We start from the raw sequence: 21,336 nt of genomic DNA, 5'->3' as shown, positions 1-21,336 counted from the left end.
CCACCACGCGGCACACGCCACAGCTCCGGCCTCGGCACCCTCACGGTCACCAAACGTTTACAAGTGCCCGTGACACAGCGTCAATACGGTGCGATGAAGACCGGTCAGACTTGACCCGTGCTTGACCCGAGCGCCCGGATCGCCGCGGCGGCCTCCGCCGGGGTGTCCACGAGCGCGATCCGGTGCTCCATGGACCGCTCGCGCGCCAGCGCCTGAAGCAGGGGCCAGGCGGGCAGCTTCTCGGTCCAGTGCGCGCGGCCGACCAGCACCATCGGCGTCGGTTCGCCCCGGGACTCGTAGTAGTTGGGCGTGGCGTTGTCGAAGACCTCCTGCACGGTGCCGGCGGCGCCCGGCAGGAAGACGACGCCCGCGTTCGACCGGGCGAGCAGCCCGTCCTCCCGCGTGGCGTTGGCGAAGTATTTGGCGATGTGCTCGGCGAACGCGTTCGGCGGCTCGTGCCCGTAGAACCAGGTGGGGATGCCGACCGAGGCGCCGCCGCGCGGATACCGGGACCGCACCTCGAACGCGGCGGCCGCCCAGTCCGTCACCGACGGGGCGAACGACGGTGCCTTCGCGAGGAGTTCGAGCGACTCGTCGAGCATGGAGTCGTCGAACGGGGCCGCGTACGCGCCCAGGTTCGCCGCCTCCATCGCGCCCGGGCCGCCGCCCGTCGCCACCGTGAGCCCCGACCGCGCGAGGGTGCGGCCGAGCCGCGCGGCCTCCGCGTAGTCCTCGGTGCCGCGCGCCATGGCGTGGCCGCCCATGACGCCCACCACCCGCGCCCCGGTGAGGAGTTCGTCGAGCGCGTCCGAGACGGAGTCGTCGTGGATCGCGCGCAGCATCGACGCGAAGACGTCGCCGTCCGCCTTCGTGTGCTGGAACCAGGCGTACGCGCGGGCGTCCGGCGTCGCCTCGTAGCCACCGGATGCCAGATGCGTGAACAGCTGGTCCGGCGTGTAGAGGTGCCCGCGGTACGGGTCGAAGGGGAGGCCGGGGACCGGCGGGAAGACGAGGGCGCCCCGGGCCCGCACGCTCAGGGACGCCTCCGGCGTCATGGGGCAGCCGAGGAAGAGGGCGCCCGCCGTCTCCACGGCGAGCAGCCGGTCGGTGCGGTCCGTCAGGTCGACGGCCTGCACCCGGTGCCCGGCGATCGAACCGCTCGCGGCCACCGCGTCGAACTCGGCGACCGTCTCGATCTCGCGGTCGTGGGCGGCGCCGGGCAGGGCGGGTTCACCCGAAGGCGCTGAGGGATCACTCGAAGGTGACGGTGTCGGCTGCACCCGCCCAGCTTAAGCACGCCCGCCCGGCGCGGACTTGCTCAGTCCTGGATGACGCTCGGGTCCATCCACGCGACCTCGAAGGTGTGGCCGTCGATGTCGTCGAAGGCCCGCCCGTACATGAAGCCGTGGTCCTGCTTCTCGCCCGTCTCGGTGCCACCGGCCGCGATCGCCTTCTCGACGAGCTCGTCGACCTTCTCGCGGCTCTCGGCGCTCAGACACAGGAGCACCTCGCTGGAGGTGGTCGAGTCGATGATCGTCTTCTTCGTGAAGCCGGAGTACTTCTCCTTGGTCATCACCATGAGGATGATCGTGTCGCTGACGACCACGGCGGACGCGGTCTCGTCCGTGAACTGCTGGTTGATCGTGAAGCCGAGCTCCGTGAAGAACTTCTTGGACGCGTCCAGGTCGCTCACGGCCAGGTTCACGAAGATCATCTGCTGGTACTGGTGCTGCGTCATGAGGAGCCCGTCGCCTTCTGTGTCGTGCGGTCGCTTAGCTGTCGTGATGCTCGCAGGGTTAGACGCGCGGCGCGGGCAAAACTCATCGCGCCAGCAGCGGAGCCGCCGAAAGTTCCGCGACGGCCCAGGTCAGCGGCCCGAAAACGGCGAGCAGCGCGCCCGCGCGCAGCGCCGCGGAGCTCCGCAGCAGGGTCGCGGGGGCGCCGAGCCGCAGCAGCGCCGTCTGGGTGTGCCGGCGGACCTGGCGCGCCTCGACGGCCGCCGTGGCGAGGGTGGCGAGCGTGCAGCCGACGACGAGGACGCCGCCGAGCGCGGACAGCGGACCGAGCACCGGCCGGGCGCCGGCCAGCACGGTCGCCGCGTACACACCGGAGGCCACCGCGCACACGACGCCGAGCGGCCGGCCGATCCGTCCGGCCTCCTCCATCAGCACCCGCCCGGAGAGCAGCCGCACCGCACCGGGCCGTACGGCCTGCAGGGCGCGCCCGCACTGGTAGGTCAGACCGGGCCCGACGAGCGCCAGGCCGACCGCGGTGAGCGCCCAGCCGGCCAGCACGCCGGACGGGCTGCCGCCGAGCCCGCCGGGCATCGGGAACCCGGAGCCGCCGCGCGCGTGCGCCGCGTACGTCTCGACGGCGAGTCCGGCGGCGAGCAGCGCCACGCCCCAGGGCAGCCCGCTGGGCGCCGGGGCCGGTTCCTTCAGGTCCTGCGGCGCGTCGCCGGCCGCCTTGTCGCCGCCCGCCTTCACGATCCGGGGCCGCAGCACGAGGGCGCTGGCCGTGGACGCGGCGAGGGGCACGAAGGCGAGCAGGGTGAGGGTGGCGGCCAGCGGCAGCGGCCGGTCGGCGGCGAGCAGCCCGCGGGCGGCGCCGTCGAACGGCAGCCCGGTCAGGTCTCCGCGCAGATGCAGGAAGAGCAGCAGGGCGAGCGTCGAGCCCAGCGTGCAGGCGACGGCGGTGGACACCGAGGCGAGCAGGGTGAGGCGGCCGGGGCCGAGGCCGACGGCGGAGAGCCCGGAGCGCGGTTTCGTGCCGGGGTCGGAGCGGGCGACGGCGACCGCCAGATAGACGGTCGCGGCGAGCGGCACCACGCACCAGGCGAGCCGGAGCACGGCGTCGCCGGAGGACTCGGGGTGCCCCATCGCGTAGCCCAGCGTGCACAGCAGCAGGAAGCCGGTGCCCGCCGAGGCGGCGGCCACCAGGAGTCTGCGCAGCTGGACCAGGGGATGGGCCCCGCGGGCTAGACGGAGAGCGAGCACGCGGCCCGGCCTTCCGCCTCGGGCTGCCCGGCGGGCAGGTGCACGGTGTTCACGCGGCGGCCGTCGAGCAGCGGCACGGTGCGGTCAGCGAGCGCGCCGACCTCCGCGTCGCTGGTGGCGAGCACCACGGTGATGGAGTGCGAGCGGGCCGCCGCGGTCAGGGTGCGCAGGACGTGCGCGCGGTCGGCCTGGTGCAGGGTCGCCGTCGGCTCGTCGGCGAAGACGATGTCGGGCGCGTGCACGAGGGCGCGGGCGATGGCGACGCGCTGCCGCTCGGCCATGTGCAGGGCGTGCGGGCGCTTGCGGGCGAGATGGCCGACGTCGAGCCGCTCCAGCCATTCGTGGGCGGCGGTCTTGGCCGGCCGCCGGCCGCCGCCGCGCAGCATGAGCGGCAGGGCGGTGTTCTCCCACACGTTCAGTTCGGGGACCAGGGCCGGCTCGGGGTCGATCCAGCCGAAGCGGTCCCGGCGCAGCCGCTCGCGCACCAGCGGGCCCATCGTGTGGACCGGGGCGCTGTTGAACCAGACCTCGCCCTGCTGGGGCAGCAGCTGTCCGGAAAGGCACTGCAACAGGGTCGTCTTGCCGGCGCCGCGCGGGCCGCCGACGGCGAGGATCTCGCCCTGGCGCACCCCGAGCGAGACACCGGTGAGCGCGGGCGAGCCGCTGTGGGAGAAGTGCAGGGCGCGTGCCCAGAGCACGTCGTTGTCCGGCGGGGCCACCATGGCGTACACCTCGGTTCAGATCAGATATGCCGGGAAGTTCCCGTCCCCCGTACGGGGGAACGAAGGCAGGGCCGATCGGTCACAGGGCACGCTAGGTTTTCCGGCCGGTGGGTCCGGACGCGACGCGGCCCGGCCGCTCCCATCTCACTCGGACGGGTGCAGCCGGGCCGTGGTGCGCGCTGGTTCCGTGGTGCGCGCGGCTCAGATCCTGAGGTGTGGCTCAGGGCCTGGGCGGAGGGCTCAGATCTTGGTCCAGGCCTCGGTGAGGACCTGGCGGATGATGCCCTCGATCTCGTCGAACGTCGCCTGGTCGGAGATCAGCGGCGGCGACAGCTGGATGACCGGGTCGCCACGGTCGTCCGCGCGGCAGTACAGGCCGTACTCGAAGAGCTTCTTCGAGACGTAGCCGTACAGGACCCGCTCGGACTCCTCGTCCGTGAAGGACTCCTTGGTGGCCTTGTCCTTCACGAGCTCGATGCCGTAGAAGAAGCCGTTGCCGCGGACGTCGCCGACGATCGGCAGGTCGTTCAGCTTCTGCAGCGTGTTGAGGAAGTTCGCCTCGTTGTCCAGCACGTGCTGGTTGAGGCCCTCGCGCTCGAAGATGTCGAGGTTGGCCAGACCCACGGCCGCCGACACGGGGTGACCACCGAAGGTGTAGCCGTGCAGGAAGGTGTTGTCACCCTTGTAGAACGGCTCGGCGATGCGGTCCGAGACGATCGCGGCACCGATCGGGGAGTAGCCCGAGGTCATGCCCTTGGCGCAGGTGATGATGTCCGGCACGTAGCCGAACTTGTCACAGGCGAACATCGTGCCGAGACGGCCGAAGGCGCAGATGACCTCGTCGGAGACGAGCAGCACGTCGTACTGGTCGCAGATCTCGCGCACGCGCTGGAAGTAGCCGGGCGGCGGCGGGAAGCAGCCACCGGCGTTCTGCACGGGCTCCAGGAAGACGGCCGCGACCGTCTCCGGGCCCTCGAACAGGATCTCCTGCTCGATCTGGTCGGCGCACCAGCGGCCGAAGGCCTCCGGGTCGTCGCCGTGGATCGGGGCGCGGTAGATGTTCGTGTTCGGCACCTTGTGCGCGCCCGGGACGAGCGGCTCGAAGGGGGCCTTGAGGGCCGGCAGACCCGTGATGGACAGGGCGCCCTGCGGGGTGCCGTGGTAGGCGACCGCGCGGGAGATGACCTTGTACTTCGTGTGGTTGCCGTTGAGCTTGTGGTACTGCTTCGCCAGCTTCCAGGCGGTCTCCACGGCCTCGCCGCCACCGGTGGTGAAGAAGACCTTGTTCAGGTCGCCCGGGGCGTAGTGGGCGAGGCGCTCGGCGAGCTCCACGGCCTTGGGGTGGGCGTACGACCAGATCGGGAAGAAGGCCAGCTCGGCGGCCTGCTTCGCGGCGACCTCGGCGAGCTCCCGGCGGCCGTGGCCGGCCTGGACCACGAACAGGCCCGCGAGACCGTCGAGGTACTTCTTGCCCTTGTCGTCGTAGATGTAGGTGCCCTCGCCACGAACGATGGTGGGTACGGGCGCGTTCTCGTACGACGACATGCGGGTGAAGTGCATCCACAGGTGGTCGTACGCGCTCTGGCTGAGGTCCTTGCTCACGGCTATCGGGTTCCCCACATATAGGTCTGCTTCTTGAGCTTGAGGTAGACGAAGCTCTCGGTGGAGCGCACGCCGGGCAGGGCCCGGATGCGTTTGTTGATCACGTCCAGAAGGTGGTCGTCGTCCTCACAGACGACCTCCACCATCAGGTCGAACGAGCCTGCCGTCATCACGACGTACTCGCATTCCGGCATGGCCGTCAGCGCATCCGCCACGGGATCCAGGTCGCCCTCGGCGTTGATCCCGACCATCGCCTGCCGGCGGAAACCCACGGTGAGCGGGTCCGTGACGGCGACGATCTGCATCACGCCCTGGTCGAGCAGCTTCTGGACGCGCTGGCGGACCGCTGCCTCGGACAGGCCCACGGCCTTTCCGATGGCGGCGTACGGGCGCCTGCCGTCTTCCTGGAGCTGTTCGATGATGGCGAGGGAGACGGAGTCCAGAGGCGGGCTTCCGCCGTTCCTCGAACTGGGTCCCTTGGGGTCTGCGCTGCGACTGGCCACGACCTCACTGTGCACGAGGTCTCGTCCGTTTCGCAACCCCAGATCGATGAAATTCGTTGTCTGCACCCTCGAACTTCACTGATTCCGTAGTTCGTGAGGGTCGGGGGGTGTTGAAAACGTCGGCGGGCCGACTAGGGTGGGACGTCTCAGGTGCTGGACACCGGCGCGCGCCGCGCGCCGGACGCCACAATCCTGCAGAAACCGAACGTCTTCTCAGGTCAGGAGGGCCGGCAGTGACCACCAGTGAGCTGCGTCGTCTGCGTAACTACATCGACGGTGAGTTCCGGGACGCCGCCGACGGACGGACCACGGACGTGGTCAACCCCGCCACGGGCGAGGCGTACGCGACCGCGCCGCTGTCCGGGCAGGCCGACGTGGACGCGGCGATGGCCGCGGCCGAGGCGGCGTTCCCCGCGTGGCGCGACCTCACGCCGGGCGAGCGCCAGAAGTACCTCCTGAAGATCGCCGACGCGTTCGAGGAGCGGGCCGAGGAGCTCATCGCGGCCGAGGTCGAGAACACGGGCAAGCCGATCGGCCTCACCCGCAGCGAAGAGATCCCGCCGATGGTGGACCAGATCCGCTTCTTCGCCGGTGCCGCCCGCATGCTCGAGGGCCGCTCCGCCGGTGAGTACATGGAGGGTCTGACCTCCATCATCCGCCGCGAGCCGATCGGCGTCTGCGCCCAGGTCGCGCCGTGGAACTACCCGATGATGATGGCCGTGTGGAAGTTCGCCCCGGCGCTCGCCGCGGGCAACACGGTGGTCCTCAAGCCGTCCGACACCACCCCGGCGTCGACGGCCCTGATGGCCGACATCATCGGCTCGATCGTCCCCAAGGGCGTCTTCAACGTCGTGTGCGGCGACCGTGACACCGGCCGCCTCATGGTCGAGCACCCGACCCCGGCGATGGCCTCCATCACCGGCTCGGTCCGCGCGGGCATGGCCGTCGCCGAGTCCGCCTCCAAGGACCTCAAGCGGGTCCACCTGGAGCTGGGCGGCAAGGCCCCGGTCGTCGTCTTCGGCGACGCCGACATCGAGAAGGCCGCCGCGGGCATCGCCGAGGCCGGTTACTTCAACGCCGGCCAGGACTGCACGGCCGCCACGCGCGTGCTGGTCCACGAGTCCGTGCACGACGAGTTCGTGAGCGCGCTCGCGAAGATCGCCGCCGAGACCAAGACCGGTCAGCCGGACGACGAGGACGTGCTCTACGGCCCGCTGAACAACCCGAACCAGCTGAAGCAGGTCACCGGCTTCATCGAGCGCCTCCCGGCCCACGCCAAGGTCGAGGCCGGCGGCCACCGGGTCGGCGACAAGGGCTACTTCTACGCCGCGACCGTCGTCTCGGGCCTCAACCAGGACGACGAGATCATCCAGAACGAGGTCTTCGGCCCCGTCATCACCGTCCAGTCCTTCACGGACGAGGAGCAGGCCGTCGCGTACGCCAACGGCGTCGACTACGCCCTCGCCTCCTCCGTGTGGACCAAGGACCACGGCCGCGCGATGCGCATGTCCAAGGCCCTCGACTTCGGCTGTGTGTGGATCAACACCCACATCCCGCTGGTCGCCGAGATGCCGCACGGCGGCTTCAAGAAGTCCGGCTACGGCAAGGACCTCTCCGGCTACGGCTTCGAGGACTACACGCGCATCAAGCACGTCATGACCTCCCTGGACGGCTGAGTCCCACCCCTCGGGTGAGCCTCACCTATACGGAGACGGGCGCGACCCTGGCGGACGGCGAACTGCCGCCGGGGTACGCCCACCTGGACCGCCGTGTCCGGCTCGGCTCCGGGCAGCAGTGCCTGGAGCGGGCCGGCGCGGCGGTTCTCGCGTGGCGGGCCCAGCGCGGCGCCGGACTGAGCGTGACCCCCGGCGACGACGTCCGCGAGGGCGCCGACGTCGTCCTGCGCTTCCTGATGCTGCGGATCCCGTGCCGGGTGGTGCGGGTCGTGCTTGAGCCCGACCGGATCGGCTTCGCCTACGGGACCCTCGCCGGGCATCCCGAGTGCGGCGAGGAGGCGTTCCTCGTGACCCGGGAGCCGGACGGCTCCGTGTGGTTCCGCATCCGGGCCTTCTCCCGGCCGGGCCGCTGGTACACACGGCTCGCGGGGCCCCTCGCGCGCGTGGTCCAACTCGCGGTGACCCGGCGGTACTTGCGGGCGCTGCTGCCGTAGACGCCTTTCCGGCCCCCGGAAATCCGGGTGCGGGGCCCGCTGCGCGGCACGTACCGTGAGCTGGCGGGGGCGGCTCCGCGGTGCGCTTCCTCCTTCCTTCTTCTGCGAAAAGACCGTAGTGCGCCCACTTCCCGCCCCCGCTTTCGCATGAAGACCGACGGGGGTGGACGGCGCGTGATCCAGGACGACATCGAGGCACTGCTGCTGCGCCGCGTGCAGCGGGTGTACGTCGAGCAGGGGACCGGTCCGAGTGTGACCACGGCCGCCGGAGTCCTCGTACTGGAGGCCGAACTCGCGGCGCTCGGCCACCTGTTGACCGCCCCGCTGCGCACGGCCCTCGGCATGCTCGACGAGGACGGGCTCGCCCGTGCCGGGACCCGGATGCTCGCCGGGGTCGCCGCGCTCACCGGCGCGGACCGGCACCACGCGCCGCTGTTCCGCGGCTTCCCGCAGGACATTCCCTACCGCCGCGCGGGCCGCCTGTACGCGGAGCGCGTCCTCGCCGCGCTCGCCGTCCAGCCGCACCAGCCCTGCATGGCCTGCGGCCGGGCCGGCGACCCGGTCCGCGCCGTCGCGCCCTGCGCCCACCTGGTGTGCGAGAAGTGCCTGGGCGGCTTCGACTTCGGCTGCTGCGAGCTGTGCGACACCTGGTACGCCTGCCCGGTCTGCGAGACCCGGTACGAAACCGGTGAGCCCACCGAGCCCTGGCTCGACGTACCCCCGGCCGGCGGCGACCGCACCGTGCTGCGCACCCTCGGCCTCGGCACGTCCCCCGACGCGGACGCGACCGCCGAGCTCACCGCCCTGCTCGCCCGCCGCACCCCGCTCAATCCGCAGGACCACGACGACCTCGTCCTCCTCCTCGGCTCCCTCGACCCCGCGGACCTCACCGCGTTGCCCGCCGACATTCCCGTACGCGAGTCCAAGGCGCTGCTGCTCGCGCGGCTCGCCGAGCACGAACCGGCCGCACTGGCGCGGTACGCGGACTCCGCGACCGATGTGCTGCGGCTGCTCGTCGTGCGCTCGGGCGGCGACCCGGACCTCCTGGAGACCGTGCGGTTGCGGAACGCCCCGCGCCCTCTGCGCCGTCAACTGCTCGCGATCCTCGACGGGTTGGACCTCGAACAGGTCGTCGAGGACCTGCGGCGGCGGCCCGGCGCGTTCAAGCGCGTCGGTGAACTGCTGCACCCCTTCGAGCACGCCCGCCGCTTCCCGCGCGCCGCGCTCGCCTTCGCCGTGCTGCGCGGCCACCGCGTGGAGGACGAGGGGCCGTTGCCGGACGTGCTGCTCTCCCGCGCCGCACGGCAGGGCGCCGAGGTCAAGCTCGTCGGCGACCGCCTGCGCACCGTCAGCCCGGCGGCCCGCATCGAGAGCGCCCTCGCGTACTGGGACGTCGAGCGCGCCGCCGAACTGCTGCGCGCCCGCCCCGGTGAACTGCTGCGCCGACTCGACGTGTTGCTGTCCCGGGCCGTCGTCGAAGGGATGCCCGAGCGGGTCACCGACGCCCTCGTCGACGCGCTGCCCGGCGCGGGCGTCGGACCGCTGCTCGGCGCCTGGGGCAAGCTCGCGGTAAGGGCCGTGCCCGGACACCGCCGGGTCTTCTTCCCGCGCGGCCGTGTCACCAAGGCCCACGCGATCGACGACACCCGCCCGCCGCTGCCCCGCCGCAGCGTCGAGCGGGCCGCCGAAGCCATCGAGGCCGAGGCGGTGCGCCGCATGGACGTGCCGGACGACCGGTACGACGTCGCCGTGCTCGACGCCCGCCTCGCCGACCTGCCTGTTCCCTACGCCGAGCGCGCCTCGGCCGCGTCCCTCGTCGCCGTGCCGCGCGGCAGCGCCCTCAAGGTGCCCGCGCCGGGGGACGGCAAGGCGCTGCGCCTGTTCCTGCACTGGATGCAGGAGCGTGGCCGGCGCGTCGACCTCGACCTGTCCGTCGCCTTCTACGACGACCAGTGGCGCTTCGTCGGCCTGTGCGACTACACCAGCCTGGAGTGGGGCGGCGAGGCCGCGCTGCACTCCGGCGACCTCACGTCCGCGCCCGCGCCGCACGGGGCCACCGAGTACGTCGACCTCGACCTCGGCCGGCTGCGCGCGGGGGGTGTGCGCTACGCGCTGCCGGTCGTCTTCTCCTACAACGACGTGCCGTTCGAGGAACTGCCCGACGCCTTCGCCGGGTTCATGGGCGCCGAGCGCGGGGCCCGCGGGCGGTTCGACGCGCGGGCCGTGCGGCAGCGCTTCGACCTCGCCGGGGACGCGAAGGCGCTCGTGCCGATGATCGTCGACCTGCGCACCCTGCGCGCCTGGTGGGCGGACACGACCCTGCCGACCGGCGAGGGGAACCACGGTGTGTGGCGGCACCGGGAGGCCCTGCGCCGGCTCGGCCGCGACCTGCTCGACGCGTTCCAGGCCGGCGACCGGGCCACGCTCTGGGACGTCGCCTGTTGGGCCGCCGCCGCCCGCACCGACGGCGACATCGCCGTGCGCGACGGGTCGGGGCTCGCGCGGATCTACCGCCGGGAGCCGGACGAACCCCGCGCCTGGTTCGCGCTGCGCGTGCGGGAGGGATGGGAGCCGGACCTGGTGACCGCGGTGCCGGACCTCTCGGGGCGGCGCGTCTTCGCCGCGCTGGAATACGGGGAGCTCCCGGACGCCGACCACGGCACCCTGTACCGACTGTTCCCCGGGGCGGCCGACGCGGGTGCCCTGGAGCGGGTGACGGCCGGGGACCTGGTGGGGTGGCTGGAGCCGGGGCCGGGACGGTCGCGGGACTGAGGCTCGTCGGTACCGGGTCCGCCCCTGTGGGTGGAGCCCCGTACAGCGACGCGGCCCCGCCCCAGGCGGGCGGGGCCGTGTCGGTTCAGGCCAGGTGGGCCAGGTCGTCCGGGGTCAGGCGGAGGGTTGCGGCCTGGGACCAGTCTCGTACCTGCTCCGGGCCGCGGGCACCCGCGATCGCCCCGGTCACCCCGCGCCGGGCCAGTGCCCACGCGATCGCCGCCGAACCGACGGGGACGCCGTGGCGTGCGGCGACGGTGCGCAGGCGGTCGACGATCCCGAGGTTGCGGTCCAGGTCGCGGGTGAAGTCCGGGTGGGTGCGGCGCCAGTCACCCGCGTCCAGCCGCGCCGCCCGCTCCCGGGTGAACGTCCCGGACAGCAGCCCGGAGTGCAGCGGCTGATACACGATCACGCCCGTGCCGTGGTCCGCGGCCCAGTCGATCTCCGGCTCGGCGGAGCGGTTGATCAGGGAGAGCGGCGGCTGGATCGCGTCGACCGGGGCGACGGCCGAGGCCGCGGCGAGCTGCGCCGGATCGTGGTTCGACAGGCCGATCGCGCGGACCTTGCCCTCCTTCTTCAGGTCGGCCATCGTCTGCCAGTACTCCTCCAGAGGCGTGACCCGCACATCCTCCCCGGCGCCCGAGCCGTCACCGTCCCAGTCGAGCGAGGCACCGGTGTCCGGCCAGTGCACCTGGTAGAGGTCGATCGCCTCGACGCCGAGCCGGCGCAGCGAGTCCTCGACCTCGCGGCGCACGCTGTCCGCCCGCATCACGCGCCGGGGCGCGGCGGCCGGGTTCTCCGGATCCCAGACGAGTCCCACCTTCGTGAAGACGAACGGCCGCTCGTTCTCGTGGAGTTGGGCGATCGCCTTGCCGACGACCTCCTCGGAGTGGCCGAGGCCGTAGACCGCGGCGGTGTCGATCCAGTTCACCCCGTTCTCGACGGCGGCGTGCACCGTGGCGATCGAACGGGCGTCGTCCTGCCCGCCCCAGGAGAAGCGCCAGCCCTCGCCGCCGAAGGCCCAACTGCCGAGGCCGATGGGGGAGAGCAGCATGCCGGTGGTGCCGAGCTCGCGGTGCGTGGCGGGGGAGGAGGCCGGGGTGACAGGGGAGTTCATGGTGTGCGTCCTCAAGGTCGGTGGGTGTGGTGTCTCCGTGCTGACGAGGAAGACTCTGCGGCCCCGGCACCACCCCCTGACAGGCACACCCGTGAGGGGGGAAAGAGTTGACCACCCACGCGCCGGCGCGAGCGGTGATACTCGTCGCCATGGACCTCACCGTCGAACGCCGGACCGAACTGAGCCAGTTCCTGCGCACCCGCAGGGCCCGCCTGCGCCCCGCGGACGTCGGCCTCGTCTCGTACGGGCAGCGGCGCGTCCCGGGCCTGCGCCGCGAGGAGCTCGCCCAGCTCGCGGGCGTCAGCGTCGAGTACTACGTACGCCTGGAGCAGGGGCGCAACCCGCACGTGTCCGACAGCGTCCTGGAGTCCGTCGGCCGCGCCCTGCGGCTCGACCCCGCCGAGCAGGACCATCTGCGCAATCTCGCCCGCCCCGACCGTGCCCGGCCGTCCGCCCGGGCGGCCGTCCCGCACCGCGAGCCCGTACGCCCCGGGCTGCGGCGCCTCCTCGACGCGCAGCCCGGCCCCGCCTACCTGTGCGGGCCGCTCACCGAGGTCGTCGCCTGGAACACGCAGGCCGCCGCCGTCTTCGGCGACTTCGCCCGGCTTCCCGAGGAGCGGCGCACCTTCGCACATCTGGTCTTCCTGGACGAGGACTACCGCGCACTCCTCGCCGGAAGCCTGCGCGCCAAGGCGGCGGCGACGGTCGGCTTCCTGCGGGTGAGCGTGGGCCGGTACCCGGATGATCCGGCCCTCGCCTCCCTCATCGGTACGCTCGCCATGAAGAGCGAGGAGTTCGGCACCCTCTGGGCCCGCCAGGACGTCCACGAGAAGGAGGCCGGGCGGTACGCCCTGCGGCATCCCGTCGTCGGCCCGCTCGACCTCGACTTCGAGATCCTGCATCTGCCCGACACCGGACAGGTCCTGGTCAGCTATCTGCCGGCGCCCGGCACCGAGGCCGCCGAGAATCTCGGGCTGCTCGCCAGCTGGACCGGTTGAGCGTCCCGCGGATCGGCCGGGGGCGTACGCGGAGTCGGCGCAGTCTCTCTCCCCCCGGCGGAACCGGCAGAGTGACGCCCGCGGAACCGGCAGAGTGATGCCCGGGAGATCGACAAGGTGTCGCCCCCTGGGGCGCCTGCCCGGACGCAGCGTCCATTGAGCCGGGGTGCGTGGCCCCGGCATGCTTCCGGGGTGCGAGCCAACCACGACACCCCCCGCCTCGACCGCCGTTCCCTGCTGCGCGCCCTGGGCGGTGGTGCCGCCGCCGTGGCCGTCGGTGCCCTGGCCTCCGGCTGCGGGGTGCCCGCCGCCTACGTCGCGCCGGGCGACCGCGCCGCCGACCGCGACCGCTCGGCCGACGACAAGCGGCTCACCTGGGCGAACTGGCCGCTCTACATCGACGTGGACGACGACGACCCGGCCCGGCGTCCGACGCTGGACGCCTTCGAGAAGCGGACCGGCATCCAGGTCCGGTACACCGAGGAGATCAACGACAACGACGAGTTCTTCGGCAAGATCAGTCCGTCCCTGATGAACCACCAGAGCACCGGACGCGACCTCATCGTCATCTCCGACTGGATGTGCTCCCGGTTCGTCCGGCTCGGCTGGGTCCAGGAGATGGACCGCTCGCGCCAGCCGAACGTCACCAAGTACCTCGACCCGCTGCTGCGCGACCCTGCCTTCGACCCCGGCCGCAAGTCGACGGTCCCGTGGCAGTCCGGCATCACCGGCATCGCGTACAACAAGCGCCGCCTCGGCCGCGAGATCCGGCACGTCTCCGACCTCTGGGCCCCCGACCTCAAGGGCCGCGTCACCCTGCTGTCCGGCCTCGACGAGTCCTTCGCGCTCCTCATGCAGGGCAACGGGGTCGACATCACGCGCTGGACCGCCGACGACTTCCACCGCACCTGCGACCAGGTGGAGAAGCTCGTCGCGTCGAAGCACATCCGCCGCTTCACCGGCAACGACTACATCAAGGACCTCTCCAGCGGCGACGTCCTCGCCTGCCAGGCCTACAGCGGCGACGTCATCCAGCTCCAGGCCGACGACCCGGACATCGAGTTCGTCGTCCCCGAGGAGGGCGCCGAACTCTGGGCCGAGTCCCTGATGATCCCCAACCTCGCCGAGCACAAGGCCACCGCCGAGCGCCTCGTCGACTACTACTACGAGCCCGAGGTCGCCGCCGAACTCGCCGCCTGGGTCAACTACGTGTGTCCCGTGCCCGCGGCCCAGCACGTCCTCGCTTCCTCGAAGGACAAGGAGACCGCCGCGCTCGCCGAGGACCCGCTGATCTTCCCGGACGACCGGATGCGGTCGCGTCTCGCGATCGCCCGCGACATCAAGTCCACGGAGCGCACGGAGTTCGCGAAGCGGTGGAACGCGATCGCCGGACTGTGAGGGCTCCGGCCGGCCCAAGTAGCCTTGCCCGCATGGGGAATTCATCGAACGATGAAAAGGTGTCCGCCGCCGTCACGCTGGGGCTCTTCGCGGCCTGGGCCCTGCACGACATCGAGGAGCTCGTCGCCGGGCCGCGGTGGGTGCGGGAGAACGTGCCCGTGCTGCGGGAGCGGTGGCCCGGGGTGCCGGACGGGGTGTGGCGGGCGGTGGAGGGCGTCGACGAGCGGGAGTTCGGGGTGGCCGTCGGGGTCATGGCCGGGATCGTGGGGGCGGGGGCCGTCGCGGGGTGGGCCAGTGGCGGACGGAGCGCCGTCTATCAGGCGATGCTCAACGGGTTCGGGCTGCACGGGCTCGTGCACATGGGGCAGGCGCTCGCCGTGCGGGGGTACACGCCGGGGGTCGCCACCTCGCCGACGCTCGTCGTGCCGTTCGCCGTGTGGGCGCGGGGGCGGTTGAAGCGGGCGGGTGTGCTGCGCGCCGGCCGGGGGTGGGATGTCGTCGCCGGGCTCGCGTGGGCCGGGGCGGCGACCGTGGTGTCCCACGGGGTGGCGCGGCGGGTCGTCAGAGCTCGGGGCTGACCGTTCGTCGCCGGGTGCGGGCCCGGTGGGACTTCTCGCGCAGTTCCCCGCGCCCCTGGAGATGCGCACTTCGTGCGCGATCTCCATAGGGGCAGTGCCCGATCGGGGAAATGCGACGCGAAGCGTCTGCATTTCAGGGGCGCGGGGAACTGCGCGACCAGCCACGACGCACCCGCACCCGGCGACGAACCGGCCCCGCCCTCAGCGCATCGCGGCCAGGACGTCGACACGGTTGGTCGTGATGGAGTCGACGCCTGCGGCCAGCAGCCTCCGCATCGAGCGCCGCGTGTCCGGCGTCCAGGCCGACACCAGCAGCCCGTCATGGTGGACCCGGGCCACGAGGTCACGGGTCAGCAGCGAGAAGCGGTAGTTGAGCCAGCGCGGCCGGACCGCCGCGAGGAGCGCCGGGCGGGGCGGGGCCAGAGTCGTCCAGGTCAGGGCGATCTCGGCGGAGGGATCGGCCTCCCGCACCTTCAGCATCGTCTCGGCACCGGCGCAGTAGTAGACGCGTTCGGCGGCGCCGCAGTCGTCGATCAGCCCCACGATCGCCCGCACGGCACGCCGGTCCGCGCCGGGCAGGTCGATCATCAGGCGGGCGTCCCCGGTCGCGGCCAGCGTCTCCGCGAGGGTGGGGACACCGCCCTCCGTCAGGCCCCGCACCTCGTCCGAGGAGAGCGCGGACAGGGGGCGGTCGTGCTTCCACAGCCGTTCGAGCGTGGAGTCGTGCAGCAGGACCGGGACACCGTCGCGGGTCAGCCGGACGTCGACCTCCACCACGTCCGCACCCCGCTCCAGCGCCGAGCGCAGGGACGGGAGGGTGTTCTCACGGACGCGGTAGGGGTCGCCTCGATGGGCCACGGCAGTCACGGTACGCATGCGCACCATTGTGGTGCCCGACGGCCGCCGCGCCCTGTCGTGTCCGGCGTCCGCGCGTCAGGCGTCCGCGAGCCAGTTCCGCGTGTACGCGTCGATCTCCGCGGCGATCCGGGACTTGCCGGCGTCGTCGAGGAAGGAGGCGCGGACCGCGTTCTTCGCGAGGTCGGCCAGGCCCTGCTCGTCGAGCCGGAGCAGCCGCGCCGCGACCGCGTACTCCGTGTTCAGGTCCGTGGAGAACATCGGCGGGTCGTCCGAGTTGATCGTCACCGTGACGCCCGCGTCCACGAACGCCTTCAGCGGGTGCTCCTCCAGGGTGCGCACGGCGCGCGTCGCGATGTTCGACGTCGGGCACACCTCCAGCGGGATCCCGTGCTCGGCCAGGTGCGCGAGGAGCTTCGGGTCCTGCGCCGAGGACGTGCCGTGCCCGATCCGCTCGGCGCGCAGGTCGCGCAGCGCGTCCCAGACCGTCTCGGGTCCGGTGGTCTCGCCGGCGTGCGGCACCGAGCGCAGCCCGGCCGCGATCGCCCGGTCGAAGTACGGCTTGAACTGCGGGCGCGGCACCCCGACCTCGGGGCCGCCGAGCCCGAACGACACCAGGCCCTCGGGGCGCAGCTTGTCGTCCGTGGCCAGCCGGGCCGTCTCCTCGGCGGAGACCAGACCGGCCTCGCCCGGGATGTCGAAGCACCAGCGCAGCACCGTGCCGAACTCCGCCTCGGCCGCCTTGCGGGCGTCCTCGATCGCGTCCATGAAGGCCTTCTCGTCGATCCCGCGCCGGGTCGACGAGTAGGGGGTGATGGTCAGCTCCGCGTAGCGCACGTTCTGCCGCGCCATGTCGCGCGCGACCTCGTACGTCAGCAGGCGGACGTCCTCGGGGGTGCGGATCAGGTCGACGACCGACAGGTAGACGTCGATGAAGTGCGCGAAGTCCGTGAACGTGAAGAAGTCGGCCAGCGCCTCGGGGTCGGTCGGCACCTTCGAGTCGGGGTGCCGGGCCGCGAGGGCGGAGACGATCCGCGGGGAGGCGGAGCCCACATGGTGGACGTGCAGTTCTGCTTTGGGCAGTCCGGCGATGAAGGTCTGCAGGCGCTGGCTCACGGATTCCTCCCCAGGAACTCGGGTGATCGGCTGATCGGGGTCCCCGGCATCGTATGCGGGCGGCGGGGGACCGCGGACCGGGCCCGACGCCCGGCACGTAGCATGGCCGGACGCGCGGCACCGAGCACGACGTACGCAACGAAGGGGGCCCGTCCCATGGCAGGCGGCACCACACCGCAGGGCAGCGACCCCTGGGCGAAGCCGCAGGACGCGGTCCCGGCACCGGCCCCGCAGAGCCCGGCCGGCGGGCGCGACATCCACGACAGTCAGACGGTGACGGCCATGCCCGCGGCGAGCGCCACCCCGCACCCGCCGTCCCCGCAGGCCCCGTCTCCGTACGCGCCGCCCGCCCCGCAGCACCCGCAGTACGCACAGCAGGGCCCCGTACCGCCCCCGCCGGTCTCGCCCGCGGGACCGGGCCTGCCCGCCGCGGCCTACGGCCACCCGGCGCCCGGCCCGCAGCAGGCCCCGTACGGCTACCCGGCGCAGCAACCCATGGCGGCCTACCCGCAGGCCCCCTACGGCTGGGCCGGCGGGATGCCCCTGCAGCCGAGCAACGGGCTCGGCGTCACGAGCATGGTCACCGGCATCGTCTCCGCGGTGCTCGGTCTGTTCTGGCCGATCTCGATCATCACCGGGATCCTCGGCGTCGCCTTCGGCTTCGTCGGCCGCAGCAAGGTGCGGCGCGGCGAGGCCACGAACGGCGGGCAGGCGCTCGCGGGCATCATCTGCGGCGCCTTCGGCCTGCTCCTGGGCGTCGGCGTCCTCGTCCTGGTCGTGATCCTCAACGCCACGCGCTGAACCGGCCCGGCGCGATCACGCCGGGCGGCCGGCTCAGGACGTCGCCGCGGCCAGCTCCCGCCGCGCCGCCATCAGCGCGAACCCCAGCAGATTCGGCCCGCGCCAGCGCTCCGGGTCCTCCGCCGCCGGGGAGTCCGCCGCGAGGCCGATGCCCCAGACGCGGTCCACGGGACTGGCCTCCACCAGGACGCGGTCGCCGGTGCCCACCAGGAAGTCGCGCAGTGCCGGGTCCGAGCCGAACTTGTGGAGGCTGCCCGCGACGACGATCCCGAAGCGCTCGCGCTCCCAGACCTCCTCGTCGAAGCCCTTCACCAGACGCCCCGCCTTCTTCGCCTGCGCCGGGTGACCGGCCTCGACGGCTCTGCGCTCCGCCTCCGGGTCCCCGAACAGCCGCGCCTTGCCGGCCATCATCCAGTGCTCCGCCGTCGCGTACTCCACGCCGTCGACCGTGAACGGCGACGGCCACCACTGACTCAGGCAGCTCGCGCCCAGCCTGCCGTCCGGCCGCGGGGTGTGCCCCCAGAAATGCAGCCACTTCACGCGCGTCCCCGCCGCCAGGGCGCTGACCAGTGATTCCCTGCTGTCGATCATGCTCGCGGCCCCCGTTTCGTTCATGCACGCGAGTCTGACACGCACCACTGACACACCGTCCTGGGTTTTCCAGGTGCACTCGACACCTGGTCGACAGATTCCGTCGCGTAACCAAAAGGCAACAACGGAATCACTTGTTGAGGTGTCGGTCCTCTGTCAGGATCGGCACTCAAATCGAGCTGGAGCCACGCAGGGGCCCGTGGGACGGGCGCCCGGCGAGGAAAGCGAGAGCGAGCACTCATGCACAACCCCACCTCGGCCGAACTCCCCGACCGCCCGTCGGCGAAGACCGTCGCGGCCGCCGCGCAGGAACGCTTCGCCGACGGAGCGAACTTCGTCGGCGGACGGTTGACCCAGGGCACCTCCGGCCGCACGCACGCGGTCGTCGACCCCGCGACCGGCACCGACGTCTTCACGTACGAGCTGGCCGGCACGGCCGACGTGGACGCCGCCGTCGCCGCCGCCCGCGACGCCTTCCCCGGCTGGGCCGGCGCCACCCCGGGCGAGCGGTCCGACGCGATGCACGCCTTCGCCGGGGCCCTCGCCGAGCGTGCCGAGGAGTTCGCCCGCCTGGAGTCGCTGCAGTGCGGCAAGCCCCTCAAGCTGAGCCGCGAGTTCGACGTGCCCGGCACCGTCGACAACACCGCGTTCTTCGCGGGCGCCGCCCGCCACCTCCAGGGCCAGTCCGCCGGCGAGTACAGCGGCGACCACACCTCGTACGTACGGCGCGAGCCGATCGGTGTCGTCGGCTCCATCGCCCCCTGGAACTACCCGCTCCAGATGGCCGCCTGGAAGGTGCTGCCCGCCATCGCCGCGGGCAACACGATCGTCCTCAAGCCCGCCGAGCTCACCCCGCTCACCTCGCTGCTCTTCGCGCAGACCGCGGCCGACGCCGGCATTCCGGCCGGTGTGGTCAACGTGATCACCGGCGCGGGCCGGGACGCCGGTGAGCACCTCGTGGGGCACCCGGACGTCGCCATGACCTCCTTCACCGGCTCCACCGGCGTCGGCAAGCGCGTCGCCGAGGTCGCCACCGCCACCGTCAAGCGGCTCCACCTGGAGCTCGGCGGCAAGGCGCCCTTCGTGGTGTTCGACGACGCCGACCTGGCCGCCGCCGTGCACGGCGCCGTCGCCGGCGCCCTCATCAACACCGGCCAGGACTGCACCGCCGCCACGCGCGCGTACGTGCAGCGCCCCCTCTACGAGGCCTTCGTCGCCGGCGTCGCCGACGTCATGGCGAGCGTCCGGCTCGGCGACCCGTTCGCCGACGGCACCGACCTCGGTCCGCTCATCTCGCACGCCCAGCGCGACCGCGTCGCCGGATTCGTCGACCGCGCCCGCTCCTACGCGCGCGTGGTGACCGGCGGCGAGGCCCCCGGCGGCGCCCTCGCGGACGGCGCCTACTACCGGCCCACCCTCGTGGCCGACGCGGCGCAGGACAGCGAGATCGTGCAGTCCGAGATCTTCGGCCCCGTCCTCGTCGTGCTGCCCTTCGACACCGACGAGGAGGGCATCCGGCTGGCCAACGACACCCCCTACGGACTCGCCGCCTCCGCCTGGTCCACCAACGTGTACCGGGCGAACCGCGCCACGCGCGAGATCAAGGCCGGCTGCGTCTGGGTCAACGACCACATCCCGATCCTCAGCGAGATGCCGCACGGCGGCTACAAGGCGTCCGGCTTCGGCAAGGACATGTCTGCCTACTCCTTCGAGGAGTACACGCAGATCAAGCACGTCATGTTCGACAACACCGCGGTCGTCAGGAAGGACTGGCACCGCACGATCTTCGGGGACCGATAGCAGCCCGGCCGCCCGACCCGCGGCCACCATCCCGAAAGGGCACCACGCGCATGGAGCAGTACGAGCCCGACCGCCTTTCCCCGGCCCAACTGGCCGCCATGCGGCGCAGCTTCAGGAACGGCAGGGCCGCCATGACCCGCCGTTCACTGCTGCGCGCCTCGGCCGGCGGCGCACTCGCCGTCGGCGGCCTCGGGGCGCTCACCGGCTGCGGCATCCCCGCCGCGAGCAAGTCCCAGGGCGGCACCACGTCCGAGGACCACTCGGCCAAGGAGAAGGTCATCAACTTCTCCAACTGGACCGAGTACATCGACATGAGCGACGACGAGAAGCACCGCCCGTCGCTGGAGGCGTTCACCAAGCGCACCGGGATCCAGGTCAAGTACACCGAGGACATCAACGACAACGTCGAGTTCTTCGGCAAGATCAAACCGCAGCTCGCGGCCGGCCAGGACACCGGCCGCGACCTGATCGTCCTCACCGACTGGATCGCCTCCCGGCTCGTGCGCTACGGCTGGGTGCAGAAGCTCGACCCCGCCAACCTGCCGCACGCCTTCACCAACCTGGCGCCCCAGTTCCGCAATCCCGACTGGGACCCCGGGCACGCCTACTCGTACCCCTGGCAGGGCGTCTCCACCGTCATCGCGTACAACACGAAGGCGACCGGCGGCAAGGAGATCACCTCGGTCACCGAGCTGCTCGAGGACCCCAAGCTCAAGGGCAAGGTCGGCCTGCTGTCCGAGATGCGCGACAGCGTCGGCATGACCCTGCTCGACATGGGCAAGGACCCCCGCGACTTCAAGGCCGACGACTTCGACGCGGCGATCGCCCGCCTCCAGAAGGCCGTCGACCGCGGGCAGGTGCGCCGCTTCACCGGCAACGACTACATCGCCGACCTCAGCAAGGGCGACCTCGCGGCCTGTCTGGCCTGGGCCGGTGACGTCGTACAGCTCCAGGCGGACAACCCGCACGTCAAGTTCGCCATCCCGGACGCCGGTTACATCACGGCGACCGACAGCATGCTGATCCCCAACAAGGCGCGGCACAAGACGAACGCCGAGCGGCTCATCGACTACTACTACGAGCCGGCCGTCGGCGCGCAGCTCGCCGCGTGGATCAACTACGTGAGCCCGCTGGACACGAGCATCGTCCGGCCGGAGCTCGCCAAGATCGACAAGGACGTCGCGAACGACCCGCTGATCGTTCCCGACAAGGCCATGCAGTCCAAGGGACACGGCTTCCGCTCCCTGACGGCCAAGGAAGAGACCGCGTTCGAGGAGAAGTTCGCCCAGCTCACCGGCGGCTGAACCGGCTCTCCGC

General features: G+C 72.2%; 19 protein-coding genes. 9 read left to right on the top strand and 10 right to left on the bottom strand.

Annotation, left to right across the window (positions count from 1 at the left end; genetic code table 11):
- Nucleotides 1-104: 104 nt before the first annotated feature.
- From ACZ4E1_RS18355 to ACZ4E1_RS18330, 6 genes are all read right to left on the bottom strand, one after another.
- Nucleotides 105-1,223, bottom strand: coding sequence for an LOG family protein (locus tag ACZ4E1_RS18355; RefSeq protein ID WP_467540694.1), 1,119 nt, complete (start codon nt 1,221-1,223; stop codon nt 105-107).
- Nucleotides 1,224-1,318: 95 nt separating this feature from the next.
- A complete protein-coding gene (locus ACZ4E1_RS18350; protein WP_399129511.1) occupies nt 1,319-1,738 on the bottom strand; it encodes a VOC family protein in 420 nt (139 codons plus the stop codon).
- Between the two features lie 82 nt (nt 1,739-1,820).
- Nucleotides 1,821-2,996: a hypothetical protein gene (locus ACZ4E1_RS18345; protein WP_467540315.1), complete on the bottom strand. Its 1,176-nt coding sequence runs from the start codon at nt 2,994-2,996 to the stop codon at nt 1,821-1,823.
- Nucleotides 2,978-3,718, bottom strand: coding sequence for an ABC transporter ATP-binding protein (locus ACZ4E1_RS18340; RefSeq protein WP_467540313.1), 741 nt, complete (start codon nt 3,716-3,718; stop codon nt 2,978-2,980). The genes ACZ4E1_RS18345 and ACZ4E1_RS18340 overlap by 19 nt, the downstream gene beginning before the upstream one ends.
- A 240-nt stretch (nt 3,719-3,958) precedes the next feature.
- The gene (locus tag ACZ4E1_RS18335) at nt 3,959-5,338 is read right to left on the bottom strand and encodes an aspartate aminotransferase family protein (protein WP_467540311.1); all 1,380 of its coding nucleotides are present in this window, start codon (nt 5,336-5,338) and stop codon (nt 3,959-3,961) included.
- Nucleotides 5,323-5,838, bottom strand: coding sequence for an Lrp/AsnC family transcriptional regulator (locus ACZ4E1_RS18330; RefSeq protein WP_188336588.1), 516 nt, complete (start codon nt 5,836-5,838; stop codon nt 5,323-5,325). The genes ACZ4E1_RS18335 and ACZ4E1_RS18330 overlap by 16 nt, the downstream gene beginning before the upstream one ends.
- A gap of 218 nt (nt 5,839-6,056) precedes the next feature.
- Here ACZ4E1_RS18330 and ACZ4E1_RS18325 point away from each other — a divergent pair, with 218 nt between their 5' ends.
- The 3 genes from ACZ4E1_RS18325 to ACZ4E1_RS18315 all read left to right on the top strand — a co-directional run bounded on the left by ACZ4E1_RS18325 (nt 6,057) and on the right by ACZ4E1_RS18315 (nt 10,765).
- A complete protein-coding gene (locus tag ACZ4E1_RS18325) occupies nt 6,057-7,499 on the top strand; it encodes a gamma-aminobutyraldehyde dehydrogenase (RefSeq protein ID WP_467540309.1) in 1,443 nt (480 codons plus the stop codon).
- A gap of 14 nt (nt 7,500-7,513) precedes the next feature.
- Complete coding sequence (locus tag ACZ4E1_RS18320) at nt 7,514-7,993, top strand: DUF1990 family protein (protein ID WP_467540307.1); 480 nt, start codon at nt 7,514-7,516, stop codon at nt 7,991-7,993.
- A gap of 174 nt (nt 7,994-8,167) precedes the next feature.
- Nucleotides 8,168-10,765, top strand: a complete 2,598-nt coding sequence (locus ACZ4E1_RS18315; RefSeq protein WP_467540305.1) for an MXAN_6230/SCO0854 family RING domain-containing protein — start codon at nt 8,168-8,170, stop codon at nt 10,763-10,765.
- Nucleotides 10,766-10,850: 85 nt separating this feature from the next.
- On the opposite strand, the gene ACZ4E1_RS18310 is transcribed toward ACZ4E1_RS18315, so the two are convergent.
- Nucleotides 10,851-11,882, bottom strand: coding sequence for an aldo/keto reductase (locus ACZ4E1_RS18310; protein ID WP_467540303.1), 1,032 nt, complete (start codon nt 11,880-11,882; stop codon nt 10,851-10,853).
- Between the two features lie 149 nt (nt 11,883-12,031).
- Here ACZ4E1_RS18310 and ACZ4E1_RS18305 point away from each other — a divergent pair, with 149 nt between their 5' ends.
- The 3 genes from ACZ4E1_RS18305 (at nt 12,032) to ACZ4E1_RS18295 (ending at nt 14,856) form a co-directional block, all read left to right on the top strand.
- Nucleotides 12,032-12,880 carry a helix-turn-helix transcriptional regulator gene (locus tag ACZ4E1_RS18305; RefSeq protein ID WP_467540301.1) on the top strand — a complete coding sequence of 283 codons (849 nt, stop codon included), beginning with the start codon at nt 12,032-12,034 and terminating at the stop codon, nt 12,878-12,880.
- Nucleotides 12,881-13,072: 192 nt separating this feature from the next.
- Complete coding sequence (locus ACZ4E1_RS18300) at nt 13,073-14,278, top strand: polyamine ABC transporter substrate-binding protein (protein WP_467540299.1); 1,206 nt, start codon at nt 13,073-13,075, stop codon at nt 14,276-14,278.
- Between the two features lie 32 nt (nt 14,279-14,310).
- Nucleotides 14,311-14,856: an HXXEE domain-containing protein gene (locus ACZ4E1_RS18295; RefSeq protein WP_467540297.1), complete on the top strand. Its 546-nt coding sequence runs from the start codon at nt 14,311-14,313 to the stop codon at nt 14,854-14,856.
- 201 nt (nt 14,857-15,057) lie between these two features.
- Here ACZ4E1_RS18295 and ACZ4E1_RS18290 read toward each other — a convergent pair whose 3' ends face one another.
- Together ACZ4E1_RS18290 and ACZ4E1_RS18285 are read right to left on the bottom strand one after the other, a co-directional pair.
- Nucleotides 15,058-15,732, bottom strand: coding sequence for a glycerophosphodiester phosphodiesterase (locus tag ACZ4E1_RS18290; protein WP_467540295.1), 675 nt, complete (start codon nt 15,730-15,732; stop codon nt 15,058-15,060).
- Between the two features lie 57 nt (nt 15,733-15,789).
- Nucleotides 15,790-16,854 (bottom strand): adenosine deaminase, encoded by a 1,065-nt coding sequence (locus tag ACZ4E1_RS18285; RefSeq protein ID WP_467540692.1) that lies wholly within the window; start codon nt 16,852-16,854, stop codon nt 15,790-15,792.
- A gap of 129 nt (nt 16,855-16,983) precedes the next feature.
- On the opposite strand from ACZ4E1_RS18285, the gene ACZ4E1_RS18280 reads away from it, so the two are divergent.
- Complete coding sequence (locus tag ACZ4E1_RS18280; protein ID WP_467540293.1) at nt 16,984-17,628, top strand: DUF4190 domain-containing protein; 645 nt, start codon at nt 16,984-16,986, stop codon at nt 17,626-17,628.
- 33 nt (nt 17,629-17,661) lie between these two features.
- Here the strand turns inward: ACZ4E1_RS18280 and ACZ4E1_RS18275 are convergent, their stop codons facing one another.
- Nucleotides 17,662-18,243, bottom strand: coding sequence for an NADAR family protein (locus tag ACZ4E1_RS18275; protein ID WP_467540291.1), 582 nt, complete (start codon nt 18,241-18,243; stop codon nt 17,662-17,664).
- Between the two features lie 216 nt (nt 18,244-18,459).
- Here ACZ4E1_RS18275 and ACZ4E1_RS18270 point away from each other — a divergent pair, with 216 nt between their 5' ends.
- Both ACZ4E1_RS18270 and ACZ4E1_RS18265 read left to right on the top strand, forming a co-directional pair.
- Complete coding sequence (locus ACZ4E1_RS18270; RefSeq protein WP_467540289.1) at nt 18,460-20,019, top strand: gamma-aminobutyraldehyde dehydrogenase; 1,560 nt, start codon at nt 18,460-18,462, stop codon at nt 20,017-20,019.
- A gap of 50 nt (nt 20,020-20,069) precedes the next feature.
- The gene (locus ACZ4E1_RS18265; RefSeq protein ID WP_467540287.1) at nt 20,070-21,323 is read left to right on the top strand and encodes a polyamine ABC transporter substrate-binding protein; all 1,254 of its coding nucleotides are present in this window, start codon (nt 20,070-20,072) and stop codon (nt 21,321-21,323) included.
- The last annotated feature ends 13 nt before the right edge of the window (nt 21,324-21,336 follow it).

The organism is Streptomyces sp. NPDC025806 (assembly GCF_055558275.1).
This window is presented reverse-complemented; position numbering and strand designations above follow the sequence as displayed.